Source organism: Streptomyces sp. SID5464, from assembly GCF_009862985.1.
In the GTDB taxonomy this organism is placed as follows: Bacteria; Actinomycetota; Actinomycetes; order Streptomycetales; family Streptomycetaceae; genus Streptomyces; species Streptomyces chartreusis_D.
Map to the genome: position 1 here is coordinate 230,780 of NZ_WWIQ01000001.1, position 21,043 is coordinate 251,822.

Annotated in this window: 19 protein-coding genes and 1 pseudogene; 10 read left to right on the forward strand and 10 right to left on the reverse strand. The window is 70.2% G+C overall.

From position 1 onward, the window contains the following. The 3 genes and pseudogenes from GTY47_RS01070 to GTY47_RS01080 all read left to right on the forward strand — a co-directional run. Positions 1 to 325, forward strand: a pseudogene (locus GTY47_RS01070) (TerC family protein); the annotation flags it as partial. A 131-nt stretch (positions 326 to 456) separates the two neighbouring features. Further along, the gene (locus tag GTY47_RS01075; RefSeq protein WP_010039640.1) at positions 457 to 759 is read left to right on the forward strand and encodes a hypothetical protein; all 303 of its coding nucleotides are present in this window, start codon (positions 457 to 459) and stop codon (positions 757 to 759) included. Between the two features lie 72 nt (positions 760 to 831). Then, positions 832 to 1,932, forward strand: coding sequence for an ionic transporter y4hA (locus GTY47_RS01080; RefSeq protein WP_010039642.1), 1,101 nt, complete (start codon positions 832 to 834; stop codon positions 1,930 to 1,932). Positions 1,933 to 2,000: 68 nt separating this feature from the next. Here the strand turns inward: GTY47_RS01080 and GTY47_RS01085 are convergent, their stop codons facing one another. Both GTY47_RS01085 and GTY47_RS01090 read right to left on the reverse strand, forming a co-directional pair. Next, on the reverse strand, positions 2,001 to 3,275 hold the full coding sequence (locus GTY47_RS01085; RefSeq protein WP_010039644.1) for an MFS transporter: 1,275 nt from the start codon (positions 3,273 to 3,275) through the stop codon (positions 2,001 to 2,003). Positions 3,276 to 3,369: 94 nt separating this feature from the next. Then, the gene (locus GTY47_RS01090) at positions 3,370 to 4,416 is read right to left on the reverse strand and encodes a S66 peptidase family protein (RefSeq protein ID WP_010039646.1); all 1,047 of its coding nucleotides are present in this window, start codon (positions 4,414 to 4,416) and stop codon (positions 3,370 to 3,372) included. Positions 4,417 to 4,519: 103 nt separating this feature from the next. Between GTY47_RS01090 and aroQ the strand changes: the two genes are divergently transcribed. Further along, positions 4,520 to 4,993 (forward strand): type II 3-dehydroquinate dehydratase, encoded by a 474-nt coding sequence (gene aroQ / locus GTY47_RS01095; RefSeq protein ID WP_010039648.1) that lies wholly within the window; start codon positions 4,520 to 4,522, stop codon positions 4,991 to 4,993. A gap of 386 nt (positions 4,994 to 5,379) precedes the next feature. On the opposite strand, the gene GTY47_RS01100 is transcribed toward aroQ, so the two are convergent. After that, positions 5,380 to 5,751, reverse strand: a complete 372-nt coding sequence (locus tag GTY47_RS01100; protein ID WP_010039649.1) for a hypothetical protein — start codon at positions 5,749 to 5,751, stop codon at positions 5,380 to 5,382. A gap of 730 nt (positions 5,752 to 6,481) precedes the next feature. Here GTY47_RS01100 and GTY47_RS01105 point away from each other — a divergent pair. From GTY47_RS01105 to GTY47_RS01120, 4 genes are all read left to right on the forward strand, one after another. Then, a complete protein-coding gene (locus GTY47_RS01105) occupies positions 6,482 to 6,622 on the forward strand; it encodes a hypothetical protein (protein ID WP_158688410.1) in 141 nt (46 codons plus the stop codon). Positions 6,623 to 7,134: 512 nt separating this feature from the next. After that, on the forward strand, positions 7,135 to 8,505 hold the full coding sequence (locus GTY47_RS01110) for an AarF/UbiB family protein (RefSeq protein WP_231911187.1): 1,371 nt from the start codon (positions 7,135 to 7,137) through the stop codon (positions 8,503 to 8,505). 47 nt (positions 8,506 to 8,552) lie between these two features. After that, positions 8,553 to 9,626 carry a polyprenyl synthetase family protein gene (locus GTY47_RS01115; protein ID WP_010039653.1) on the forward strand — a complete coding sequence of 358 codons (1,074 nt, stop codon included), beginning with the start codon at positions 8,553 to 8,555 and terminating at the stop codon, positions 9,624 to 9,626. Between the two features lie 52 nt (positions 9,627 to 9,678). Continuing rightward, positions 9,679 to 10,764, forward strand: a complete 1,086-nt coding sequence (locus tag GTY47_RS01120) for a hypothetical protein (protein WP_010039654.1) — start codon at positions 9,679 to 9,681, stop codon at positions 10,762 to 10,764. A 237-nt stretch (positions 10,765 to 11,001) separates the two neighbouring features. On the opposite strand, the gene GTY47_RS01125 is transcribed toward GTY47_RS01120, so the two are convergent. Further along, a complete protein-coding gene (locus GTY47_RS01125) occupies positions 11,002 to 11,658 on the reverse strand; it encodes an MBL fold metallo-hydrolase (RefSeq protein WP_010039656.1) in 657 nt (218 codons plus the stop codon). A 35-nt stretch (positions 11,659 to 11,693) separates the two neighbouring features. Beyond that, on the reverse strand, positions 11,694 to 12,383 hold the full coding sequence (locus GTY47_RS01130; RefSeq protein WP_029181149.1) for a maleylpyruvate isomerase family mycothiol-dependent enzyme: 690 nt from the start codon (positions 12,381 to 12,383) through the stop codon (positions 11,694 to 11,696). A gap of 223 nt (positions 12,384 to 12,606) precedes the next feature. Here GTY47_RS01130 and uvrA point away from each other — a divergent pair, with 223 nt between their 5' ends. Continuing rightward, positions 12,607 to 15,630 (forward strand): excinuclease ABC subunit UvrA, encoded by a 3,024-nt coding sequence (gene uvrA / locus GTY47_RS01135; RefSeq protein WP_010039662.1) that lies wholly within the window; start codon positions 12,607 to 12,609, stop codon positions 15,628 to 15,630. Positions 15,631 to 15,694: 64 nt separating this feature from the next. Here uvrA and GTY47_RS01140 read toward each other — a convergent pair whose 3' ends face one another. Further along, a complete protein-coding gene (locus tag GTY47_RS01140; RefSeq protein WP_010039664.1) occupies positions 15,695 to 16,258 on the reverse strand; it encodes a YceI family protein in 564 nt (187 codons plus the stop codon). 101 nt (positions 16,259 to 16,359) lie between these two features. Here GTY47_RS01140 and GTY47_RS01145 point away from each other — a divergent pair, with 101 nt between their 5' ends. Next, positions 16,360 to 17,223, forward strand: a complete 864-nt coding sequence (locus GTY47_RS01145) for a helix-turn-helix domain-containing protein (RefSeq protein WP_010039666.1) — start codon at positions 16,360 to 16,362, stop codon at positions 17,221 to 17,223. A gap of 81 nt (positions 17,224 to 17,304) precedes the next feature. On the opposite strand, the gene GTY47_RS01150 is transcribed toward GTY47_RS01145, so the two are convergent. The 4 genes from GTY47_RS01150 to GTY47_RS40060 form a co-directional block, all read right to left on the reverse strand. After that, positions 17,305 to 18,210: a carbohydrate kinase gene (locus GTY47_RS01150; protein ID WP_010039669.1), complete on the reverse strand. Its 906-nt coding sequence runs from the start codon at positions 18,208 to 18,210 to the stop codon at positions 17,305 to 17,307. After that, positions 18,191 to 19,276 carry a LacI family DNA-binding transcriptional regulator gene (locus tag GTY47_RS01155; RefSeq protein WP_010039672.1) on the reverse strand — a complete coding sequence of 362 codons (1,086 nt, stop codon included), beginning with the start codon at positions 19,274 to 19,276 and terminating at the stop codon, positions 18,191 to 18,193. The genes GTY47_RS01150 and GTY47_RS01155 overlap by 20 nt, the downstream gene beginning before the upstream one ends. 187 nt (positions 19,277 to 19,463) lie before the next feature. Continuing rightward, the gene (locus tag GTY47_RS01160; RefSeq protein ID WP_010039675.1) at positions 19,464 to 20,411 is read right to left on the reverse strand and encodes a hypothetical protein; all 948 of its coding nucleotides are present in this window, start codon (positions 20,409 to 20,411) and stop codon (positions 19,464 to 19,466) included. Between the two features lie 285 nt (positions 20,412 to 20,696). Next, the gene (locus tag GTY47_RS40060) at positions 20,697 to 20,849 is read right to left on the reverse strand and encodes a hypothetical protein (protein ID WP_162501109.1); all 153 of its coding nucleotides are present in this window, start codon (positions 20,847 to 20,849) and stop codon (positions 20,697 to 20,699) included. Between the last annotated feature and the right edge of the window lie 194 nt (positions 20,850 to 21,043).

Sequence of the window (21,043 nt, forward strand, 5' to 3'; positions counted from 1 at the left end):
CATCGTCTTCACGGCCAACGCGTTCGCCCTGATGGGCCTGCGCCAGCTGTACTTCCTCATCGGCGGCCTGCTGAAGAGGCTGGTCCACCTCAGCTACGGCCTGTCGATCATCCTCGGCTTCATCGGCGTGAAGCTGGTGCTGCACGCGCTGCACGAGTCCGGGGTGCACGTGCCCGAGATCAGCATTCCGGTCTCGCTCGGCGTGATCTGCTCCGTCCTGATCGTCACCACGATCACCAGTCTGCGGGCTTCGAAGAAGCAGGCGGCGGCCGAGGCGGCGCAGGCGCAGAGCGGAGGCGCTCCGAAGGACAGCATCGACGTCTGACCACGTCGGACGTAGGAACAACCATCACCGGGACCGGTGGTCGGCGAATTGCCGACCGCCGGTCCCGGTGCTTGCTTGTTCCTTGAGCGCGTTTCCCGGCCTGGGGAACGCCGTGGCCGGCTGGAGGTGCCGTGAAGTTCGTACAGATCATCGACTTCGAGACCGAGCGCTTGGACGAGATGGAGCAGGTGCTCGACGAGGCAGCGAAGCGCTTCGCCGGGCGGCCGGGCGGCCCCACACAGCGGATGCTCCTCAAGGACCGCGACAATCCGCGCCGCTATCTGGCGCTGATCGAGTTCGATTCCTACGAGGAGGCCATGCGCAACAGCGACGACCCCGAGACCAGCAGGATGGCCGAGCAACTGGGTGCGCTCTGCATCGGCGAGCGGGTCTACACCAACTGCGACCTCGTGGCCGAGCGCGAACTCGCATAGCCCCGCGGCACGCGCGAAGAGGCTCCGCACGACCGGGGTGCGGGGCCCCTTCACGTCTGCGACGATCACTGCATGATCGCTCGGCGCAGGCCGCTCACGGCACAGTGGACGACCCTGGTGCCCCTGCTCGCGGCCGTGCTGCTGATCTTCACCTGGGGGCGCGATCTGCCGGCCGCGGTCGTCGCGCTGGTGACCCTGGTCCTCGCGGGAGCCGTCCTGGCCGCCGTGCACCACGCCGAGGTGGTGGCGCACCGGGTCGGCGAACCGTTCGGCAGCCTCGTCCTCGCCGTGGCTGTCACGATCATCGAGGTCGCCCTCATCGTCACCCTGATGGCCGACGGCGGGGGCAAGAGCTCGACACTGGCCCGCGACACGGTCTTCGCAGCCGTGATGATCACCTGCAACGGCATCGTCGGCATCTGCCTCCTGGTCGCCTCCCTGCGGCACGGTACGGCCGTCTTCAACCCCGAGGGCACCGGCGCCGCACTCGCGACCGTCGCCACCCTGGCCACGCTCAGCCTGGTCCTGCCGACGTTCACCACGAGCAAGCCGGGCCCTGAATTCTCCACCGTCCAGCTGACCTTCGCCGCGCTCTCGTCACTGGTCCTGTACGGACTGTTCGTCGCGACGCAGACCGTACGGCACCGGGACTACTTCCTGCCGATCACCCGGCAGGGCGAGGTGATCAGCGCGGAGGAGCACGCGGCGGTGCCGTCCGCCCGTACGGCCCTGATCAGCCTGGGGCTGCTCGGCCTGGCTCTGGTCGGGGTGGTCGGCCTGGCCAAAGGGGTGTCGCCCACCATCGAGTCCGGGGTGGAGGCCGCCGGGCTGCACCACGCCGTCGTGGGTGTGATCATCGCGCTGCTGGTGCTGCTCCCGGAGACCATCGCCGCGCTGCGCTCAGCCCGCCGCGACCGTGTGCAGACCAGCCTGAACCTCGCCCTCGGCTCGGCCATGGCCAGCATCGGCCTGACCATCCCAGCGGTCGCGCTCGCCTCGGTCTGGCTGTCCGGCCCGCTGGTGCTCGGCCTCGGCGCCACGCACATGGTGCTGCTCGCCCTGACCGTGGTGGTGGCCTCGCTGACCGTGGTACCGGGCCGGGCCACGCCGCTCCAGGGCGGGGTCCATCTGGTGCTGTTCGCGGCGTATCTGGAGCTTGCGATCAACCCGTAGACGCTCGCCGTGGGCGCGCGAAAACGCGTGAACGCTCACGCAAGCGTTTACGCGCATCACAGCAAAGGTCATCCCGAAGCCGGCTCCGCGGCCGCCGTCACCGGCACCGGACGCGTCTCCGGCAGCAGCGCGAAGCACCCCAGGCTGAGCAGCGCGATCGCCGTCAGATACGCGGCCACGCCCCAGGGCACCCGCCCGCCCTGCTCGGCCAGCGCCGTCGCCACGATCGGCGTGAGCGCGCCCCCGATGACCCCGCCGAGGTTGTAGCCGACCGCGGCGCCCGTGCAGCGCACCCGCGGCTCGTACAGCTCCGGCAGATACGCGGCGATCACGGCGAACATCGTGATGAACGCGAGCATCGCACCGAGGAACCCGAGGAACATCGGCAGCGGCGCGCCGGTGGCGAGGAGCGCGACCATCGGGAACATCCAGAGGGCGGCGGCCGCGCATCCGGCCAGGCACAGGGGACGTCGGCCGTACCGGTCTCCGAGCAGCGCCACCAGCGGCGTGAGCGCGCCCTTCACGACCACCGCGCCCATGATGCAGGTCAGCATGACGCTGCGGCTCACCCCGAGCCGTTCCGTCCCGTAGGCGAGTGACCAGGTCGTCACGGTGTAGAAGATCGCATATCCGATCGCGAGTGCACCGCCGGTCAGCAGCAGGAGCCGCCAGTGGTCGCGCAGGACCTCGACGAGCGGCACGCGCGCGTGGTCGTCGATCTCGAGGAAGCTGGGGCTCTCGGCGAGCGACGAACGCAGCCACAGCCCCACGACGGCCAGCACCCCTGCCGCCCAGAACGGCACCCGCCACCCCCATGAGGCGAACTGCGCCTCGGACAGCGTCGCCGACAGCCCCAGCACCACGCCGTTGGCGAGCAGGAACCCCAGCGCGGGCCCGACCTGCGGGAAGCTCGACCACAGCCCGCGCCGCCCGGCCGGGGCGTGCTCCACCGTCAGCAGCACGGCCCCGCCCCACTCCCCGCCGAGCCCCAGCCCCTGGAGGAAACGCAGCACCAGCAGCAGCAGCGGAGCGACCACGCCGATCGTCTCGTACGTCGGCACGCAGCCGACCGCGACCGTGGAGGCACCGGTCAGCAGGAGGGAGGCGACGAGGACCGGCCGCCGCCCGTGCCGGTCCCCGATGTGCCCGAACAGCACCGACCCCAGCGGCCGCGCGATGAAGCCCACGCCGAAGGTGGCGAAGGCGGCCAGCGTCCCCGCCACCGGCGAGAAGGTCGGGAAGAACAGCGGCCCCAGGATCAGGGCCGCCGCGGTGCCGTAGACGAAGAAGTCGTAGAACTCGATGGCGGTGCCGGCGAGCGATGCGGCCGCGAGGCGCGGCATGGAAGGTGCCCTTACGGTGCGTACGTCGTGCATGCCGCGTCAACTACCCACCGTGACGCCGGGTTACGGGGGCGCGCGGAGGCCGCTGGGGCCCTCAGTACGTGACCGTGATGCGCCGGGCCGGTCCGTCCACGCGCACGGTGCCGCCGTACGGGATCACCAGCTGCGGATCGGTGTGCCCGAAGTCCACGTCGAAGACGATCGTGGCGTCGGGGGCATAGGTACGCATGGCGCGCAGCACGGCCTCACGCTGGTCGGACGCGTAACCAGTGGCCTCCTGAGGGCTGTTGGGGTGCTCGAAGGACCAGGTCTTCGGGCGGCCCATCAGCAGGGCGGAGAAGCGCCGCAGCAGTCCGCGCTCGCCCATGTTCCGCAGGGTGCGGAAGACCTCCGTGGCGCTCGGCATGTCCTCGGAGGTCTCCAGGAGCAGCACGCCACCGTCGTACACCGACAGATCGTGTGCGATCTCCCGGTCGGCCATCAGCAGCCAGCCGAGGATCTCCAGGCATCCGCCCCAACTGCGGCCCTCGATCACGCGGTCGGCGTTGACCCAGGTCCAGCCGGTCCCGGGCCGGGTCTGCGGCTCCGCGTCGAAGGTCGCCGGGTCCGCCCAGTCCCGGTCGATGTCACGCCACCGCTCGGCGGGCCGCAGCTCGTAGGGGCCCGAGGTGAACAACGCGGCGCGCAGGGACTCGGCGGTCTGCGGGTGCATGGCTCCGGGGCGCCCCAGCTCGCACATGACGCTCCCGCCGTGGAAGCAGACGATGCCGCTGTTGTGGAGGTAGGTGAGCAGGTTCGTGTTGTCGCTCATCCCGAAGAACGGCTTCGGATTCGCCTGGATCAACTCCCTGTCCAGGTACGGCAGCACGGTGATCTGGTCGTCCCCGCCGATCGACGCGATGACCGCCTTGATGTCCGGGTCGGCGAAGGCCGCGTGGATGTCGTCGGCCCGCTCCTGCGGCGTGGAGCCCATCGTGCGGGTCGCCGGGTACTCGACCGGCTCCAGCCCGTACTCCTTGCGCAGCCGTTCCAGGCCCAGCTCGTAGGGGAGCGGGAAGAGCCCCGGCAGGCCCGAGGAGGGCGAGAGCACGGCGATGCGGTCACCGGGTGACGGCTTGGGCGGGTAGGAGAGGCTCGTCATGCCGGGAGGCTACGGCCCGGCGGTCCGTCGGCGCACCGTGATAAACCGGGTCCGAGCAGCGGTCCGCCCCGGGCCGCCCGACCGCGAACGGACCGGAGGAACCGTGCCCCGCACCCTGGCCAACGCCCCGATCATGATCCTCAACGGCCCCAACCTGAACCTGCTCGGCCAGCGTCAGCCGGAGATCTACGGCTCCGAGACCCTCGCCGACGTCGAGGCCCTGTGCGCCAAGGCGGCGGCCGCGCACGGCGGCACGGTCGACTTCCGCCAGTCCAACCACGAGGGCGAGCTGGTGGACTGGATCCACGAGGCGCGGCTGAACCACTGCGGCATCGTGATCAACCCGGGCGCCTACTCGCACACCTCCGTCGCCATCCTGGACGCCCTCAACACGTGTGACGGCATGCCGGTGCTGGAGGTCCACATCTCCAACATCCACAAGCGCGAGTCGTTCCGGCAGCACTCGTACGTCTCGCTGCGCGCCGACGGGGTCATCGCGGGGTGCGGGGTGCAGGGGTACGTCTTCGGCGTGGAGCGGGTCGCGGCGCTGGCCGGGTCGGGGCACGCCGACGCGTGAGCCTTTCCCGTTCCAGCACCACGCCGCCCCTCAATCAGCCGACAGCAGGTGCTGAACTGCTTCGGCCACAGCGGCAACAGTGAGCTCTGGACCACAGTGATCAGGTGGTACGGCGCGTTGTGACGGGTTGATCCAGACCGTTCGCAGTCCGGCGGCCAGCCCTCCAGCCATCCCGTTGGTGACGATACCGATCCGCCAACCACCGCCACGGAGTTGTTCCAACGCGTCCAGACCTTCCGGGCGGCACGTGGCAAGCTCCGGGATCCTGCGACGGTACTGACTCCAGAGCAGGCCGACTGGCTCAGCCAGACCGGCAAACTCCTCCGCCCACGCGTGAAAAGCTGCTTGATGATCTATGGGGGTGTCGTCCAGATCGAACAGGTCCGTCAGCCGTCGTACCGCTTGAGGTAGAGGAGTTTGCCGTACTCCTGCCCCAGCCACAGGCGCCGGTCCTCCCCGAAGTCGGCGAGGTTCGGGTTGTCGAAGGTGTGGGGGTGATCGGTGTCGGGGTTGACGTTGACGACGACGCGTTCCAGACACCACGCGGGGTCGGGGCCCACGGGCTCGAACCTCAGGTAGGCGGGGTAGCGGTCGAGGTCGTCGGTGTCGAGCTGCGGCCTTCGCGGGTCGTTGTAGGCGGGATTTTCGACGTTGGCGTCCTCACCGAGCACGAAGGTCCAGTTGTCACCGGTGCGGGTGCCGCTCGCGGTTCCGGTGGCATCGAGCATGAACTCACGGCCGGCGATGCCCAGATACACCCATCCCTGTGTACCGGCATGTGATACGTCGGCAGTGCGGACAAGCGCCTCGATTTTGGTGATCCTCGCCATTGGATGTCCTCCGTTCTCCTGTCGATTTTGGGGATTCGTTGATTTCATCCCCTGGTGCGCAACCGCAAATCCATTCCACCTAAAATGACAGTTTTTTTGGCGCAGGCTGTCATTTGATGCCTCAGGGTGACTGGTTCCGCTTGTTTTTCACTGATGCTGACTGCTTCCCCCGGCCGGACCCGCCAGGCGATAATCAAATAGCACTTGTAAGTGTTTCGGGGAGTCGGTTCCGTTCGCGATGAAGTGCAGCCGTACACCTGCCCCGAAGCCCCGGGATGGCGGCGTACCACCCCTCGTGAGACCGACGTGCGCTGGGCGCTCATTTCCCCCGGAAAATCGCGCTCCCTCGATTGGGCGAAATCGAAGGAAAGGCTGTTTTCGTTCGCCTCCGCCGGTCAGGATCAAGACAGTAGGCTGCCCTCTCCACTCCTTCCGGGGCAGCGCGAATTCCCGGTCCCTGTATGCGTCAGGCCGGTGGATAGGTTTTCTGCCGAATTCCCGGAAAGGGTACGTGCCATGTCCCGTCGCAATTCCCGTACATCGTTCAGTCATGCGTTGCGCAAGATCGTGCGCGCCACGGAGGACCTCGTGGACGATGCGCTGGACAGAGCAGGGGATTTCGAATGTGGTGTGCGGCGCTCGGTGAGTCGGGCCCTGGATGACGACGACTACGACGACGACTGCGACTGGGACGACGACTGCGACGACGACTGGGACCGCCGACCCGGTCGCCGCCGTCGTCGTGACGGCGGTCCTCGTCGTGGCGGCCGCCGTGGTGACGACGGGTATCACCGGCTGAGGCCGGACGAAGGTGAGCCCTACGCGTCCGATTCCCGGTCGAGGCCGCGTTCCCGTTCCGTCGGTGACCCCTCCGGGGACCACGACGATCTCGCCGCGCTGAAGGACCAGTTGGAGCTCCTACGGGGGCGCATGGACAGGCGGTGGGGAGGGTCGGACCACCCGGGAGACGGAGGAGCACCGGTGCCGCGCTCACGCGAGGCGGAGGACGTGGGGGCCCTGAAGGACCAGGTGGCGCGTCTGGCCGACCGTATCGACCGCATCCGTGATGCACGCTGATCCTCCGGCGGCCCGCCCTCCGCGGCGCCGACCGGAGAGGGCGGCCGGGTCAGGAGCTGTGGACCGCCGTGGGCGGGAGCAGGGCCGGTGAGCGCGGTTCGGGGACGTCTGCTGATGCGGGCGCTCGCGCGTCTGGCCCGACAGGAAGCGGCGCTGACTGTCACGCCTTCAGGCAGGACGGCGAGCGGCGAGGACCAACGGGCCGTACGTCGGGCCCGCAACATCCGTCATGCCTTGGAAAGTCTCGGACCCTTCTACATCAAGGTCGGACAGATGCTGGCCACGCGGCCCGACATCGTGACCCCTGAGATGATCGACGAGTTCGAGAAGCTCCAGGACGGGGCGTCACCCGCCCCCTTCAGCGACTTCGAGCCGGTCCTCCGGCGCGAGTTGGGGCCGGGGTGGGCCGGGCAATTCCGAGACATCGACACCGAGCACCCCTTGGGCACGGCCTCCTTGGCCCAGGTGTACCGGGCGGAGCTGCCGTCCGGCCGACCGGTCGCGGTCAAGATCCAGCGGCCCGGCGTACGCGAGACGGTCAGTGCGGACATGAAGCTCATGGGCACCCTGTCACGCTCCGTGTCCCGCCGGGCCTGGCGCTTCAACGAGGTCATCGACATCGAGGCCATGCTGAACGTGGTCTTCGACGCGATGCGGCCCGAGCTCGACTTCGTGATGGAAGCCCGGAACATGACCGAGGCTGCCAGAGCCGCAGCGGACTTCGAGTACGTCGCGGTGCCCGAGGTACTCAAGGCCACCGGACAGGTCCTGGTGCAGGGCCTCGCCCCCGGTGCGCCGATCCGGGAGGCGGACAAGGACGCCTTCAGCGCCGAGGAACGCAAGGCCATCGGGCAGGATCTCCTCGCCTTCATGTACCGCGGCTACTTCGTCGACCGCACCTTCCACGCCGATCCGCACCCGGGGAACATCTTCGTCGCACCCGGCCACCCGGCCACCGTGATCGACTGGGGCATGGTCGGACGCATCGACCGGCCCATGAGCAACAGCATCCTGCTGATGCTGCTCAACCTGGCGATGAACGACGGAGCCGGCACCGCCCGGGCCTGGATCGACATGGGGAGCGCCACCCCGTGGTCGAACACCTCGGCGTTCGCGGGCGACATGGCCGCGCTCGTACCGCAGATCGCGACAGCTTCCCTGGAAGAGCTGAACTTCGGTGTGACGCTCACCGCCGTTCTGCAGCACTCCACACGCCGCGGCATCCGTACCAGCCCGATGGTCTCCATCCTGGGCAAGTCCTTCGCCAACATCGAGGGGTCCATCCGGCACCTGTGCCCGGAGCTTTCCCTCATCGACGTCTTCTCCGAGGAACTGGTCGGCATCGTCACCGACCTCGTCAAGGAGTCCCTCTCCCCTCAGCAGGCCGTGCGTACCGCCCTGGAAGTGATCTCGGCCGGGACCGCCGCGCCCCAGCAGCTACGGGGAATCACCAAAGACCTGTCCAACCGGGACTTGAGCATGCGCATGACGCTCAACGGGTCCCACTCGACGGACCGCTCCGCCGGCCGACGCAGAGCAGCGACGGACATGTCACTGGCGCTCGCCACCGCCATGCTCTGGAACCACTACGCCAAAGACCGGTGACCCCGACGCCGGACTTCGCTCAGTCCCGACAGTGCTGAGGAAACCCGATGAGTACAGACCTCACCGAGGCGCTCGACCTCGACGCCATCCGCGACCGTGTCGACACCGTCCTGGCCGATTTCCTGCGCCGCCCGCCTTCCACCGTGCCGTCCCAGCGGGGATGCGGTGACGAGCTGGCCCAGGCGCTGAGGGACTTCGTCCTTGCTCCCGGCAAACGCATCCGGGCGCTGCTGTGTGTCCTGGGCTGGCAGGCCGCGGGCGGAGGCGACGGTGAGGAGGCCCTGTGGCGTACGGCGGCGAGCCTGGAGATCTTCCACGCCTTCGCGCTGATCCATGACGACATCATCGACAGCAGTCAGACCCGCCGGGGCCGCCCCAGCGCCCACCGGGCCTTCGCCGCCCGGCACCGGGCAAGGCCGGACGCCGACGTCTTCGGCATCCATGCCGCCATCCTCCTCGGTGACCTCGCTCTGACCTGCTCCGACGCACTGATGCACACGGCCGGTCTGACCACACGGCAACGTGACACCGTCCTGCCGCTGATCGACACCATGCGCGGCGAGGTCCTCCTGGGCCAGCACCTGGACCTCATGGCCACCGGGGGGCCCACCGACGACGTCGAACACGCCATGGCCATCGCCCGGCTGAAAACCGCCAAGTACACCGTCGAAAGACCCCTGCACCTGGGAGCCGCCCTCGCCGGTGCCGACAGAGAGCTGTTCGACCTGTGCACGGCATACGCGCTGCCCCTCGGTGAGGCCTTCCAACTCCGCGACGACCTCCTCGGCGTCTTCGGCGATCCCGCCCTGACCGGCAAGCCGGTCCTCGACGACCTCCGGTCGGGCAAGGCCACCGTGCTGATGGCCCTCGCCCTGAGACATGCCACGCCGCACCAGCGCCGGACGCTCGAAGCCCACATCGGCAGACCGGACCTCGACGCCGAGGGCGCCGCGCGGGTCCGCCACATCCTCCAGCGCACCGGTGCCCGGGACATGGTCGAAGGAATGATCAGCGAGCGGTACGAGGCCGCGCTGCGCGCCCTCGACAGCACGATGCTCTCCCCGCAGACCCTCCACGCCCTGCGCCACATCGCGACCCGTGCCGTTGTCCGCACCGCCTGACCGCTCTGCGTCGCACGAGGCCGCGTGTCACTCCCGGAAGAGAGGAGATCCGGTGGCCGCCACCACGGTCGACACCCCACCGTTCTACTGCCCCATCGAACCCGCCGTCCACCCGCAGGCCGAGGAGGCCGAGCGACGTGCGCTCGCATGGGTCCACCGAAGCGGCCTGTGCCGCAGTGACGCCGAACGCGCCCGATTCGCCGGCACCCGCAGCGCCGACTTCTACGCCCGCTTCGCCCCGCACGCCGACCTGGAGCGGCTGTGGATCACAGCGTGCTGGGTCTACTGGGGTTTCGCGTTCGATGACGCCCGTTGCGACGAGGGGCCCTTCGCCACCGATCCCGCCGCGTTCGCTTCCATGGCCTTCTCGGTCCAGCGCGCCCTGGAGGTACCGGGTCCGCTGCACTGCGCCGATCCCTACGCGGCAGCCTTGCACGAGATCGGGGAGCTCTTCCGCGCGTCCGCCGGCCCCGTTCAGAACCGCCGTTTCCACCATGCCCACCGAGCGTGGCTCACCGGCGTCCAGTGGCAGATCGGCAACCGCGCCACGGGCCACATGCCCGACCTCGACGACTACCTCACCATGCGGCTTCACTCAGCCGGCGGCGAACCCACCTACGCCATGCTCGAAATCGCCAACGGCCTCGACGTACCGGACCGCGAAATGGACTCACCCGCGGTCTGCGCACTGACCGAAATGGCGATTCTGGTCGCCGCGCTCGACAACGACCGTCACTCCCACGCGCGGGAGATCAGCCGCCGGCAGACCGGACAGAACATCATCAGCGTCCTCATGGCCCACCACCACTACTCCCTCCCGCAAGCCATCGAGGAGGCCATCGCCCTGCGCGACGCAGTGCTGGAGCGCTTCCTCAGCCTGCGCGACCTGATCACACCGCGCGCCAGCGCACCGCTGCGCCACTACCTCACCGACCTCGGACACGGCATCCGCGGCAACATCGAATGGGGACTGCACGTCCCGCGCTACCTCACGCGAAGCGATCCCGGCCCCGCTCCCCGGTACCGCATTCCCGCCCAGACAGCCACCAGCCTCTGGACGGACACCCCTCGCACCAGCCGACAGGACCCTCGCCACCTCCCCTCCATCGCGTGGTGGTGGAAGGACCCGGGCTTCTAGACGGACATCATCCTCGTGCCCGCGCCTCGGCGGTCGCCGGGGCCGCCGGTCGAGGGCGGGGATCGACAGACCGGCGGCCCGTCCGCCCAGGAGCCGTCATCCTGCGCGGGGCTGCTACCAGTTGACTGCGCAACTACGTGCGGGGGGAGCGTACGAACGACACCGGTGTGTGCGAATGATTCACACGGGGCGCGTGCGCGGCCCACTGCTTTACAAGCGTGCGCCCCGCGCGGCCCCTCACCAGCCGCGCGCGTGCCACTCCGGCAACTGCGGGCGTTCCGCGCCCAGCGTCGTGTCGTTGCCGTGCCCCGGGTAGACCCACGTCTCGTCCGGGAGGACGTCGAAGATCTTGGTCTCCACGTCGTGGATGAGACTGGCGAACGCCTTGGGGTCCTTGTGGGTGTTGCCCACACCGCCGGGGAACAGACAGTCGCCGGTGAACACATGGGGATGCCCGTGGGGGTCGTCATAGACGAGGGCGATCGAACCGGGCGTGTGCCCGACCAGGTGGCGCGCGGTGAGCTCCACGCGCCCCACCCGGATGGTGTCGCCGTCGTCGACCAGCACGTCGGTCCGCACCGGGATGCCGTCGGCGTCGTCCCGGCCCGCGTAGGTGCGGGCGCCGGTGGCCGCGACGACCTCGGCGAGTGCCTGCCAGTGGTCGCCGTGCCGGTGGGTGGTGACGACGGACGCGATGCCGTCGTCACCGATCATGCCGAGCAGCGTCTCCGCCTCGTTCGCGGCGTCGATCAGCAACTGCTCGTCCGTGGCCCGGCAGCGCAGCAGATAGGCGTTGTTGTTCATCGGACCGACCGCGATCTTGGTGATCATCAGGTCCTTGAGCTCGTGCACGTCGGCGGGCCCGCCGACCGTCACCTGTCCGCTGTACGTCATGTGCGCCAGCCTATAGCGGGGGAGTGGCCCGGACCCTACAGCGGGGGCAGCGCCGGAAGCCTGCCGCCGTCCACCGTCAGCGCGGATCCGGAACGGCGGCCGGCGAGCCAGCCCAGCAGGTCGGCCGGGGAGCCCGTGACGCGCACCTCGGGCCCGTCGCCGTGCTCCCGTCCGGTGCGCCACGCGCGCGTGCCGTCGGTGAGGCGCGTGGGCGGGACGTCGGGATGGCCGGCGAACCGGTCGGCGAGGAAGGCGATCTCCCGCTCCGTGAACTCCGCCGGCAGATCCTCCAGCTCGTACCCGATCCCCAGGTCCACGTGGTGCAGCTCCACCTCCACCCACCGCCGGAACGGAACCCGGGACGCGGAGTCCGTGACCCCGCCCCGCAGCTCCACCGTGCGCGACCAGTCCGCCGGAGCGGCCCCGGCCTCCTGCAGGCGGGCCGCGCTCTCGCGCAGGTCGGTGAGGTGGACGTCGAGGGGGCGCGGGGCGTCCCGCTCGATGTCGGCGTCCCGGGCCTCGCCGGAGACGTACATGGGACGGCCCTCGAGGACGTTCACGAGAGCGTCCGCGTTGCGGGCGAGGTGGGCCAGCACATGGCCCCGGGTCCAGCCGGGAAGCCGTGACGGCTGCGTCACAGAGGCGTTGTCCAGTTTGCCGACTGCGGTGAGCAGCCGTTCCGTAGCGGCATGTACAGACGCCAGGTCATGACCGTGATCAATCATGATGCTGACCCTAGCTCCGCCACACCTTCGGGTGAAGGTGGTGAAGGAGTGCCGGTAATCGAATGCGCGTGCTATATGGTCGGACGTGACGTCGGGCATGCTGGAGAGCCGGGGTTTGTTGGCAACCCGTGAATCCGACCGGCGTTGTCAGTGGCTCCCCCTAGTCTGAGAAAGCACGGGGGCCCCGCCCCTGTCACTTCTCTCAAGAAAGGTGCGGACCGGCGTGGCCGACCGTCTCATCGTTCGTGGAGCGCGCGAGCACAATCTCAAGAACGTCTCGCTCGACCTCCCGCGCGACTCGCTCATCGTCTTCACGGGCCTGTCGGGGTCGGGCAAGTCCTCGCTGGCCTTCGACACCATCTTCGCGGAGGGACAGCGGCGCTACGTGGAGTCCCTCTCCTCGTACGCCCGGCAGTTCCTCGGCCAGATGGACAAGCCGGACGTCGACTTCATCGAGGGCCTCTCCCCGGCCGTCTCCATCGACCAGAAGTCGACCTCGCGCAACCCGCGCTCCACGGTCGGCACGATCACCGAGGTCTACGACTACCTGCGCCTGCTCTTCGCGCGCATCGGCAAGCCGCACTGCCCCGAGTGCGGCCGCCCGATCACCCGCCAGTCGCCGCAGGCCATCGTCGACCGGGTCCTGGAGCTGCCCGAGGGCAGCCGCTTCCAGGTGCTGTCGCCGCTGGTGCGCGAGCGCAAGGGCGAGTTCGTCGACCTCTTCGCCGACCTCCAGACCAAGGGATACTCCCGCGCGCGGGTGGACGGCGAGACCATCCAGCTGTCGAACCCGCCCACGCTGAAGAAGCAGGAGAAGCACACCATCGAGGTGGTCGTCGACCGCCTCACGGTCAAGGAAGGCGCCAAGCGCCGTCTCACCGACTCCGTCGAGACCGCCCTCGGCCTGTCCGGCGGCATGGTCGTGCTCGACTTCGTCGACCTCCCCGAGGACGACCCCGAGCGCGAGCGCATGTACTCGGAGCACCTCTACTGCCCGTACGACGACCTCTCCTTCGAGGAGCTGGAGCCCCGGTCCTTCTCCTTCAACTCGCCCTTCGGCGCCTGCCCGGACTGCACCGGCATCGGCACGCGCATGGAGGTCGACCCGGAGCTGATCGTCCCGGACGAGGACAAGAGCCTCGACGACGGCGCCATCCATCCCTGGTCGCACGGCCACACCAAGGACTACTTCGGCCGCCTCATCGGCGCCCTGGCCGACGCCCTGGGCTTCCGTACGGACATCCCCTTCGCGGGCCTCCCGCAGCGCGCCAAGAAGGCCCTGCTGCACGGCCACAAGACCCAGGTCGAGGTCCGCTACCGCAACCGCTACGGGCGCGAGCGCCGCTACACCACGGCCTTCGAGGGCGCCGTCCCCTTCGTCAAGCGCCGGCACAGCGAGGCCGAGAGCGACGCCAGCCGCGAGCGCTTCGAGGGCTACATGCGCGAGGTGCCCTGCCCCACCTGTGAGGGCACGCGCCTGAAGCCGATCGTCCTCGCGGTCACGATCATGGACAAGTCCATCGCCGAGGTCTCCGCGATGTCCATCAGCGACTGCGCGGACTTCCTGGGCGAGCTGAAGCTCACCGCCCGCGACAAGAAGATCGCCGAGCGCGTGCTGAAGGAGGTCAACGAACGGCTGCGGTTCCTGGTCGACGTCGGCCTGGACTACCTCTCGCTGAACCGCGCGGCAGGCACCCTCTCCGGCGGCGAGGCCCAGCGCATCCGCCTGGCCACCCAGATCGGCTCCGGCCTCGTCGGCGTCCTCTACGTCCTCGACGAGCCGTCCATCGGCCTGCACCAGCGCGACAACCACCGGCTGATCGAGACCCTGGTCCGGCTCCGCGACATGGGCAACACGCTCATCGTCGTCGAGCACGACGAGGACACGATCAAGACCGCCGACTGGGTCGTCGACATCGGCCCCGGCGCCGGTGAGCACGGCGGCAAGGTCGTGCACAGCGGCTCCCTGAAGGAGCTGCTCGCCAACGCCGAGTCGCAGACCGGTCAGTACCTGTCCGGCAAGAAGGTCATCCCGCTGCCCGACATCCGGCGCCCGATCGACCCGTCCCGGCAGCTCACGGTGCACGGCGCCCGGGAGAACAACCTCCAGGACATCGACGTCTCGTTCCCGCTGGGCGTGTTCACCGCCGTCACCGGCGTGTCCGGCTCCGGCAAGTCGACCCTGGTCAACGACATCCTGTACACGCACCTGGCCCGCGAGCTGAACGGCGCGAGGAACGTGCCCGGACGGCACACCCGCGTGGACGGCGACGACCTCGTCGACAAGGTCGTACACGTCGACCAGTCGCCCATCGGCCGCACCCCGCGCTCCAACCCGGCCACGTACACCGGCGTCTTCGACCACATCCGCAAGCTGTTCGCCGAGACCACCGAGGCGAAGGTCCGCGGCTACCTGCCCGGCCGCTTCTCCTTCAACGTCAAGGGCGGCCGCTGCGAGAACTGCGCGGGTGACGGCACCATCAAGATCGAGATGAACTTCCTCCCGGACGTCTACGTCCCGTGCGAGGTCTGCCACGGCGCCCGGTACAACCGGGAGACCCTGGAGGTCCACTACAAGGGCAAGTCCATCGCCGACGTCCTGAACATGCCGATCGAGGAGGCCACGGAGTTCTTCGAGGCCGTCCCCGCGATCGCCCGGCACCTCAACACGCTGAAGGACGTCGGCCTCGGCTACGTCCGTCTCGGCCAGGCCGCGACCACCCTGTCCGGCGGCGAGGCGCAGCGCGTGAAGCTCGCCAGCGAGCTGCAGAAGCGCTCCACCGGCCGCACGGTCTACGTCCTCGACGAGCCGACCACCGGTCTGCACTTCGAGGACATCAGCAAGCTGCTGACGGTCCTGTCCGGACTGGTCGACAAGGGCAACACGGTCATCGTCATCGAGCACAACCTCGACGTGATCAAGACCGCCGACTGGATCGTCGACATGGGTCCCGAAGGCGGCGCCGGCGGCGGCCTGGTCGTCGCGGAGGGCACGCCCGAGGAGGTCGCCGCGGTCCCGGCCAGCCACACCGGCAAGTTCCTGCGCGAGACCCTCGGCGCCGACCGGATCAGCGACGCGTCCTCGGTCAAGGCCCCGCGCAGGGCGGCGGCGAAGAAGACGGTCCCGGCGCAGACCAGGGCGAAGAAGACCGCCACCAGGACGGTCGACAGCACCGCGGTCAAGAAGACAGCGGCGAAGTCCACGAAGGCCGCCGCGAAGAAGACGACGCGGACGACCAAGGGCTGACGTCTCACGCCGACGCGCCGTGCCCCCGGGAACTCCCTGGGGGCACGGCGCGTCGGCGTACTGATCAGGCGTTCTTCGGCTCCACGAACTGCATGTCGAGCTGGATCTTCACCACTTCCCCGAGCAGACCGGGAGCGAAGTCGAGCCCGAACTCGCTGCGCCGAATCTCACCCGTCGCCTCGAACCCGGCGTGCCGGCTGCCGTCCATGGGCACATCGACCAGCCCGCCGAACTCCACGGCGAGCGTCACCGGGCGGGTCACCTCACCGATCGTCAGCTCGCCTTCCATGGTCCAGTCCTCACCCTCACCCGACACACGCGTCGAGCGGTACGTCATCGTCGGGCGCTTCTCGACGTCGAGCAGGTCGGAGGCGCGGACATGCGCGTCCCGGTCGGCGTTGCCGGTGTCGATCGAGGCCAGGTCGACGGTCGCGGTGACCCGTACGTCCTCGACGCGCTCCCCGACGAACAGGTCGGCCTCCAACCGCTCGAAGCGCCCCCGCACCTTGGCGATGCCCAGGTGGCGGATGGTGAAGCCCACGGAGGAGTGGAACGGGTCCAGGGCCCAGTTCCCCGGGGCCAGCGGCAGGGCGGTGGCGGTAGCGGCGGTAGCGGTGTCATTCGTCATGGCCTCCACCCTGAGGGGCGTGCGGCCCGGGAGGGAGACCGGCCGGAGCCTGGTAGTGGCAGGGACACCCTCCCCGCGCGCGGGCGGGGTACGTTCGGCGGGTGAGTGACAACGAGTTGGGCACGTTCCTGCGCACCTGGCGTGAAGCCGTCAGCCCCGCCGAAGTGGGCCTGCCCACCGGTCCGCGCCGCCGCACCCCGGGCCTGCGGCGCTCCGAGCTGGCCACGCTCGCCGGCATCAGCGTCGAATACCTCACCCGGCTGGAACAGGGACGGGACCGTCACCCCTCCGCCCAGGTGCTCGGTGCCCTCGCCGACGTCCTGAACCTGTCTCTCGCCGACCGGATGCTGCTGCGCCGCCTGACCAAGGAGGCGGACGGCGGGGACCCGCTGCTCTGCGCGGCGGCCCCGTCGCTCGGCCGCACGGCACGCCCCACGGTCCGGTCCGTGCTCGACCGCCTCGAACCGGCCCCCGCCCTGGTGGTCAACTGGATCGGCGACGTCCTCGCCCACACCGCGGGATACGAGCGGCTGGCCGGGCCCCTCGGCCTGCTCGACGACGAGCCGCCCAACCTGCTCCGCTATCTGTTCACCGACGAACGGGCCCGCAGCGCCTACCGGGACTGGGACCGGGTGGCCGACGACCTGGTCGCCCAGCTCCGGCACGAGGTCCCGCTGCGGGATCCGTACGTCGCCGAACTTGCCGACGAGCTGACGGTGACGGCCGGGGCGGAGTTCGCCGACCGGTTCGCCGACCTGGCCGTGGCACCGCGGCCGACGGGCTCCCAGCACATCGAGCACCCGGAGGCCGGATCGCTGCGCCTGCTGCACGAGACGTTCGCGCTGCCCGACGACGGCCAGCGCGTGATCGTCCACCTGCCCGCGGACGACGCCACGGCCGCCGCCCTGGACCGCCTCAACGGCCGTCGCCCCGGCGGGCTGCGGGCCGTGGGGGAGGCCGGCTGAGCGACGCGTACGGGACGCGTTCCCTGCCGTCCGTGCGGACCGTGAGACGTGTCAGCCCTCCAGCGCTGATCGTGAGAGGTGTCAGCCTTCGAGCTCGTACGCGTACGGCGGTTCCGCTCCGGCCCGGGAGCAGGTGACCGCCGCCGCACGGGCCGCGAAGCCCAGCAGCCCCGTCCAGCCGTCGGACCCCAGCGCGGCCAGCGCCTGAGTGCTGAGCGCGTCGCGTGCCGCGAGCCCGTGCAGCAGCGCCGCGTTCACCGTGTCGCCCGCGCCGATCGTGTCCACGACCTCCACCCGCTCACCCGGCACCGCGTACTCGCCACTGGCGGTGTAGGCGGTCAGCCCGTCGCCGCCCCGGGTGATCACGACCGCCGCGGGGCCGGCCGCCAGCCACTCCTGGGGTGTGCCGCCCAGCCACCGGGCGTCCTCCTCGGACAGCTTCAGCAGCGACACCGACGGCAGCCAGCTCTTGAACCGCGCCCGGTAGGCGTCCGCGTCCGGGATCAGGCCGGCCCTGATGTTCGGGTCCAGCGCGGTGAACACACCCTGCGCGGCCGCCGCACGCATCAGCTCCTCGTAGGCGCTCGCCCCCGGCTCCAGCACCAGCGAGCAGGTCCCGAAGGAGACGGCCCGGGTGCCGGGCGGCAGCGCGGAGGGAGCCGTGAAGAGCCGGTCCGCAGTTCCGTCGACGTAGAAGGAGTACGCCGCCGAGCCGTCCGCGCCGACCGTGGCGACGGCGAGGGTCGTGGGCTCGGTGCCGCGCTGCACCGACGACACGTCCACCCCGGTCTCCCGCAGCCGGTCCAGCAGGGCCTCCCCGAAGGCGTCGTACGACACCCGGGAGCAGAAGGCGGCGGGGGAGCCGAGGCGGCCCAGCGCGACCGCCGTGTTGTACGGGCCGCCGCCGAGCGCCGGCTGGAGCGCGGCCAGGGCACCCGTGCCCCGCGGTACCAGGTCGATCAGTGCCTCACCGGCGACGACGATCATGCGACGGTTCCTCTCTCGGACTGCTCGTGCTGCTCAAGCCGCGCGGACTGGCCCCCTCGGGGCAGCCGCACGACGTGCGGTGGACGAAGGCGCAGGGGAGCCGCACGGTCCGGGCGGGCCGGTCCGGCTCGGCGAGACGTTCCAGGAGCACCCGTACGGCCTGGGCGCCGATGTCCCTGCTGGGCTGCGCGATCGCGGTGAGGCGGGGCGAGAACAGGTCCGCCCAGGCGAAGTCGTCGAAACAGCACAGCGCGATGTCGCCGGGCACGGACAGGCCGTGCGCGCGCAGGGCACGCAGGGCCCCGATGGTCATGGCGTTGTTGGCGGTGACCAGCGCGGTGGGCGGCACGGCGAGGGACAGCAGGGCGGCGGTGGCCTGTTCGGCACCGGCCGACTCCGAGTCGCCGTGCACCAGGAGCCGTTCGTCGTACGGCAGCCCCGCGAACGCGAGGCCGGTCCGGTACCCGGTGATCCGCTCGCTCGTGGTGCTGAGCCCCGGCCGTCCCGCCACCAGCCCGATCCGCCGGTGACCGAGACCGGCGAGATGGGCGACCAGCCGGGACGTCGGTTCGGCGTTGTCGGCGCAGACCTGGTCGAAACGCGGTCCGCCGTCCGGGGCGTCCACCAGCCGGTCGAGGAGCACGGCCGGTACGTCGTGCCGCCCCAGGTAGGCGAGCAGCCCGCGCGGCTCCGCGGAGGGCGCGACGATCATGCCGTCCACCCGGCGCTCGTGCAGCAGCTGGACGACCTTGCGCTCGTGCTCCGGGTCGTCGTGCGGATCGGCGATCAGGAGGCTGTAGCCGTGCTCCAGGGCACTGGCCTCGACGCCCTGGAGGATCTCCGTGAAGTACGGGTTGCTGATCGCCGACACCGCCAGCCCGATGGACCGGGTACGGGCCGTCACCAGGGAACGGGCCAGCGTGTTCGTCGTGTAGCCGAGCTCCTCCACGGCGTCCAGGACCGCCTGGCGGGTGTGCGGCAGCACCGGCCGGGTGCCGTTCAGGACGTGCGAGACGGTCGCCACGGAGACTCCGGCGCTGCGCGCCACGTCGGCCATGGTCGCCATGCTTCTCCCGCCTCCTCTGTCAGGTCCCGGCGGGAACGTATCGCATCCGACGGCATACGTAAACGCTTACGCAAGCGTTTACGTGAACCCTGAGGGCGCGGAGCAGAGGGCAGATCCACGGGGCAGAGGCCAGATCCACGGGGCAGAGGCCAGAAGAGAGAGGGCGAGTCGCAGTCGCCCTCGGGGTCTACTCCCAGTCCCAGCCGATCCCCAGGAACCCGGCCCGCACCCGCGGCTCGACCAGGTGCACGGACCGGTGCCGGCCGCTCAGTGCCAGGTCCTGGCAGCCGGTGCGCGGGGCCGCCGCCGAGTGCTGGGTGAAACGGTGGCAGCGCGCCGGGAGGGCCGCCGCGTCGAAGCACACCTGGAGCGCGTACTGGCCGCCGGGGGAGTCGAAGCCGCGGAGGTACTCGTGCGACACACCCGCCGTGCCGTCCTCGACGCCGTAGCGGAACAGGAACGTGTCGCCGGCCCGCAGCCGGGTGTCGAAGAGCAGCTCGGCCGCGAGCACGCCCGTGTCCCGATGCCAACGAACGCGGCCCGTGCGGCAGTTCTCCAGCGCGTGCACCCTCATCCGCTCCGGTGCGGCTCCCCGGTCGCCGTGGTGGACGGCCACGAACCGGTCGACGCCGTCCCGGTGGGCGCGCACGATGTGGTGCGACTCCCGCTCGGCCAGTTCGCGCCGCGCCCCGATCCGCAGCCGCTCGTGGTGCCCGAGGGTGTGCAGACCGCCGTCCGGTGGGCAGTCCAGCTCGGCCAACAGCTGGTCCAGGACCCCGGAGGCCTCGACGAGGGAGCGGTAGGAGCGGGCCGCGGACCGCTGCCCGGACGGGCCTTCGCCGGAGTCGGCGAGCAGCCGGATCAGCGACTCCTCGGGAAGCTCCAGGATCTCCTCCAGCGCGCGCACGGCCCGCAGGGACTCGGGGCGCTGCGGGCGCCTGGCCCCCTGCTGCCAGTAACTCAGGCTGGTGACGCCGACCTTCACCCCGTGACGGGACAGATGGTGCTGCACGCGTTGCAGCGGCAGCCCGCGGGCGGCGATCGCGGCACGCAGGGCGACGTGGAAGGGGCCGCCGCGCAGAACCGAGTCCAGTTCCGCGGTGGCGACGTCCGCGTGCTGTGGGGCGTGCGGCATGCAGGGGCCTCTCTGTGAGTCGGCGACGGCTGGTCAGACCGTTCGCGCGGGCCGCCCGGGACCGTCCCGCCGGCGCAGGGGAGGTCTTCACATCCGTACGCCGTCGTTCAGGGGTCCCGAGTTCCCCCGCATTGAAGCGTGTTGACCTGGTCCCGACAACACCTGATGCCGGACAGTGACGTACTCCCGGCCGGACCCGGCCAGACACGCGACCGCCCGGGGCATGGCGCCCCGGGCGGTCTGTGCTGGCGGTGACCCCGGCCTCCACCGAGGCCGGTGTCCTGTCTATGAGCGGTCGCTTCCGCCCCGTTCCTCGACGGCCAAGCGCTTGGCCCGCACTATGTCGGGGTCGCGCGGGTCGAGGGCGTCGTGCAGCGCGAACGGTTCGTCCGCGTACCGGCGGGCACGGACGGCCCGCCGGGTTTTCTCGATCCGCATCCGCTTCATCTGCGCAGCCCTCCGACCCGTGGCCCGCCCGTTTCGCGCCGAAACGGCCGGTCCGCACCGACAACCTGTGCCTGCACCGACACGGACTCCGCCCGCCGGACGTCGCCGTGTCCCCGTGGGAAGCCTGCATTCCCGCTCCCGGCGTGCCGTAACCCCGGGCGGGGCATGCCGTTGGAAACCGCCCC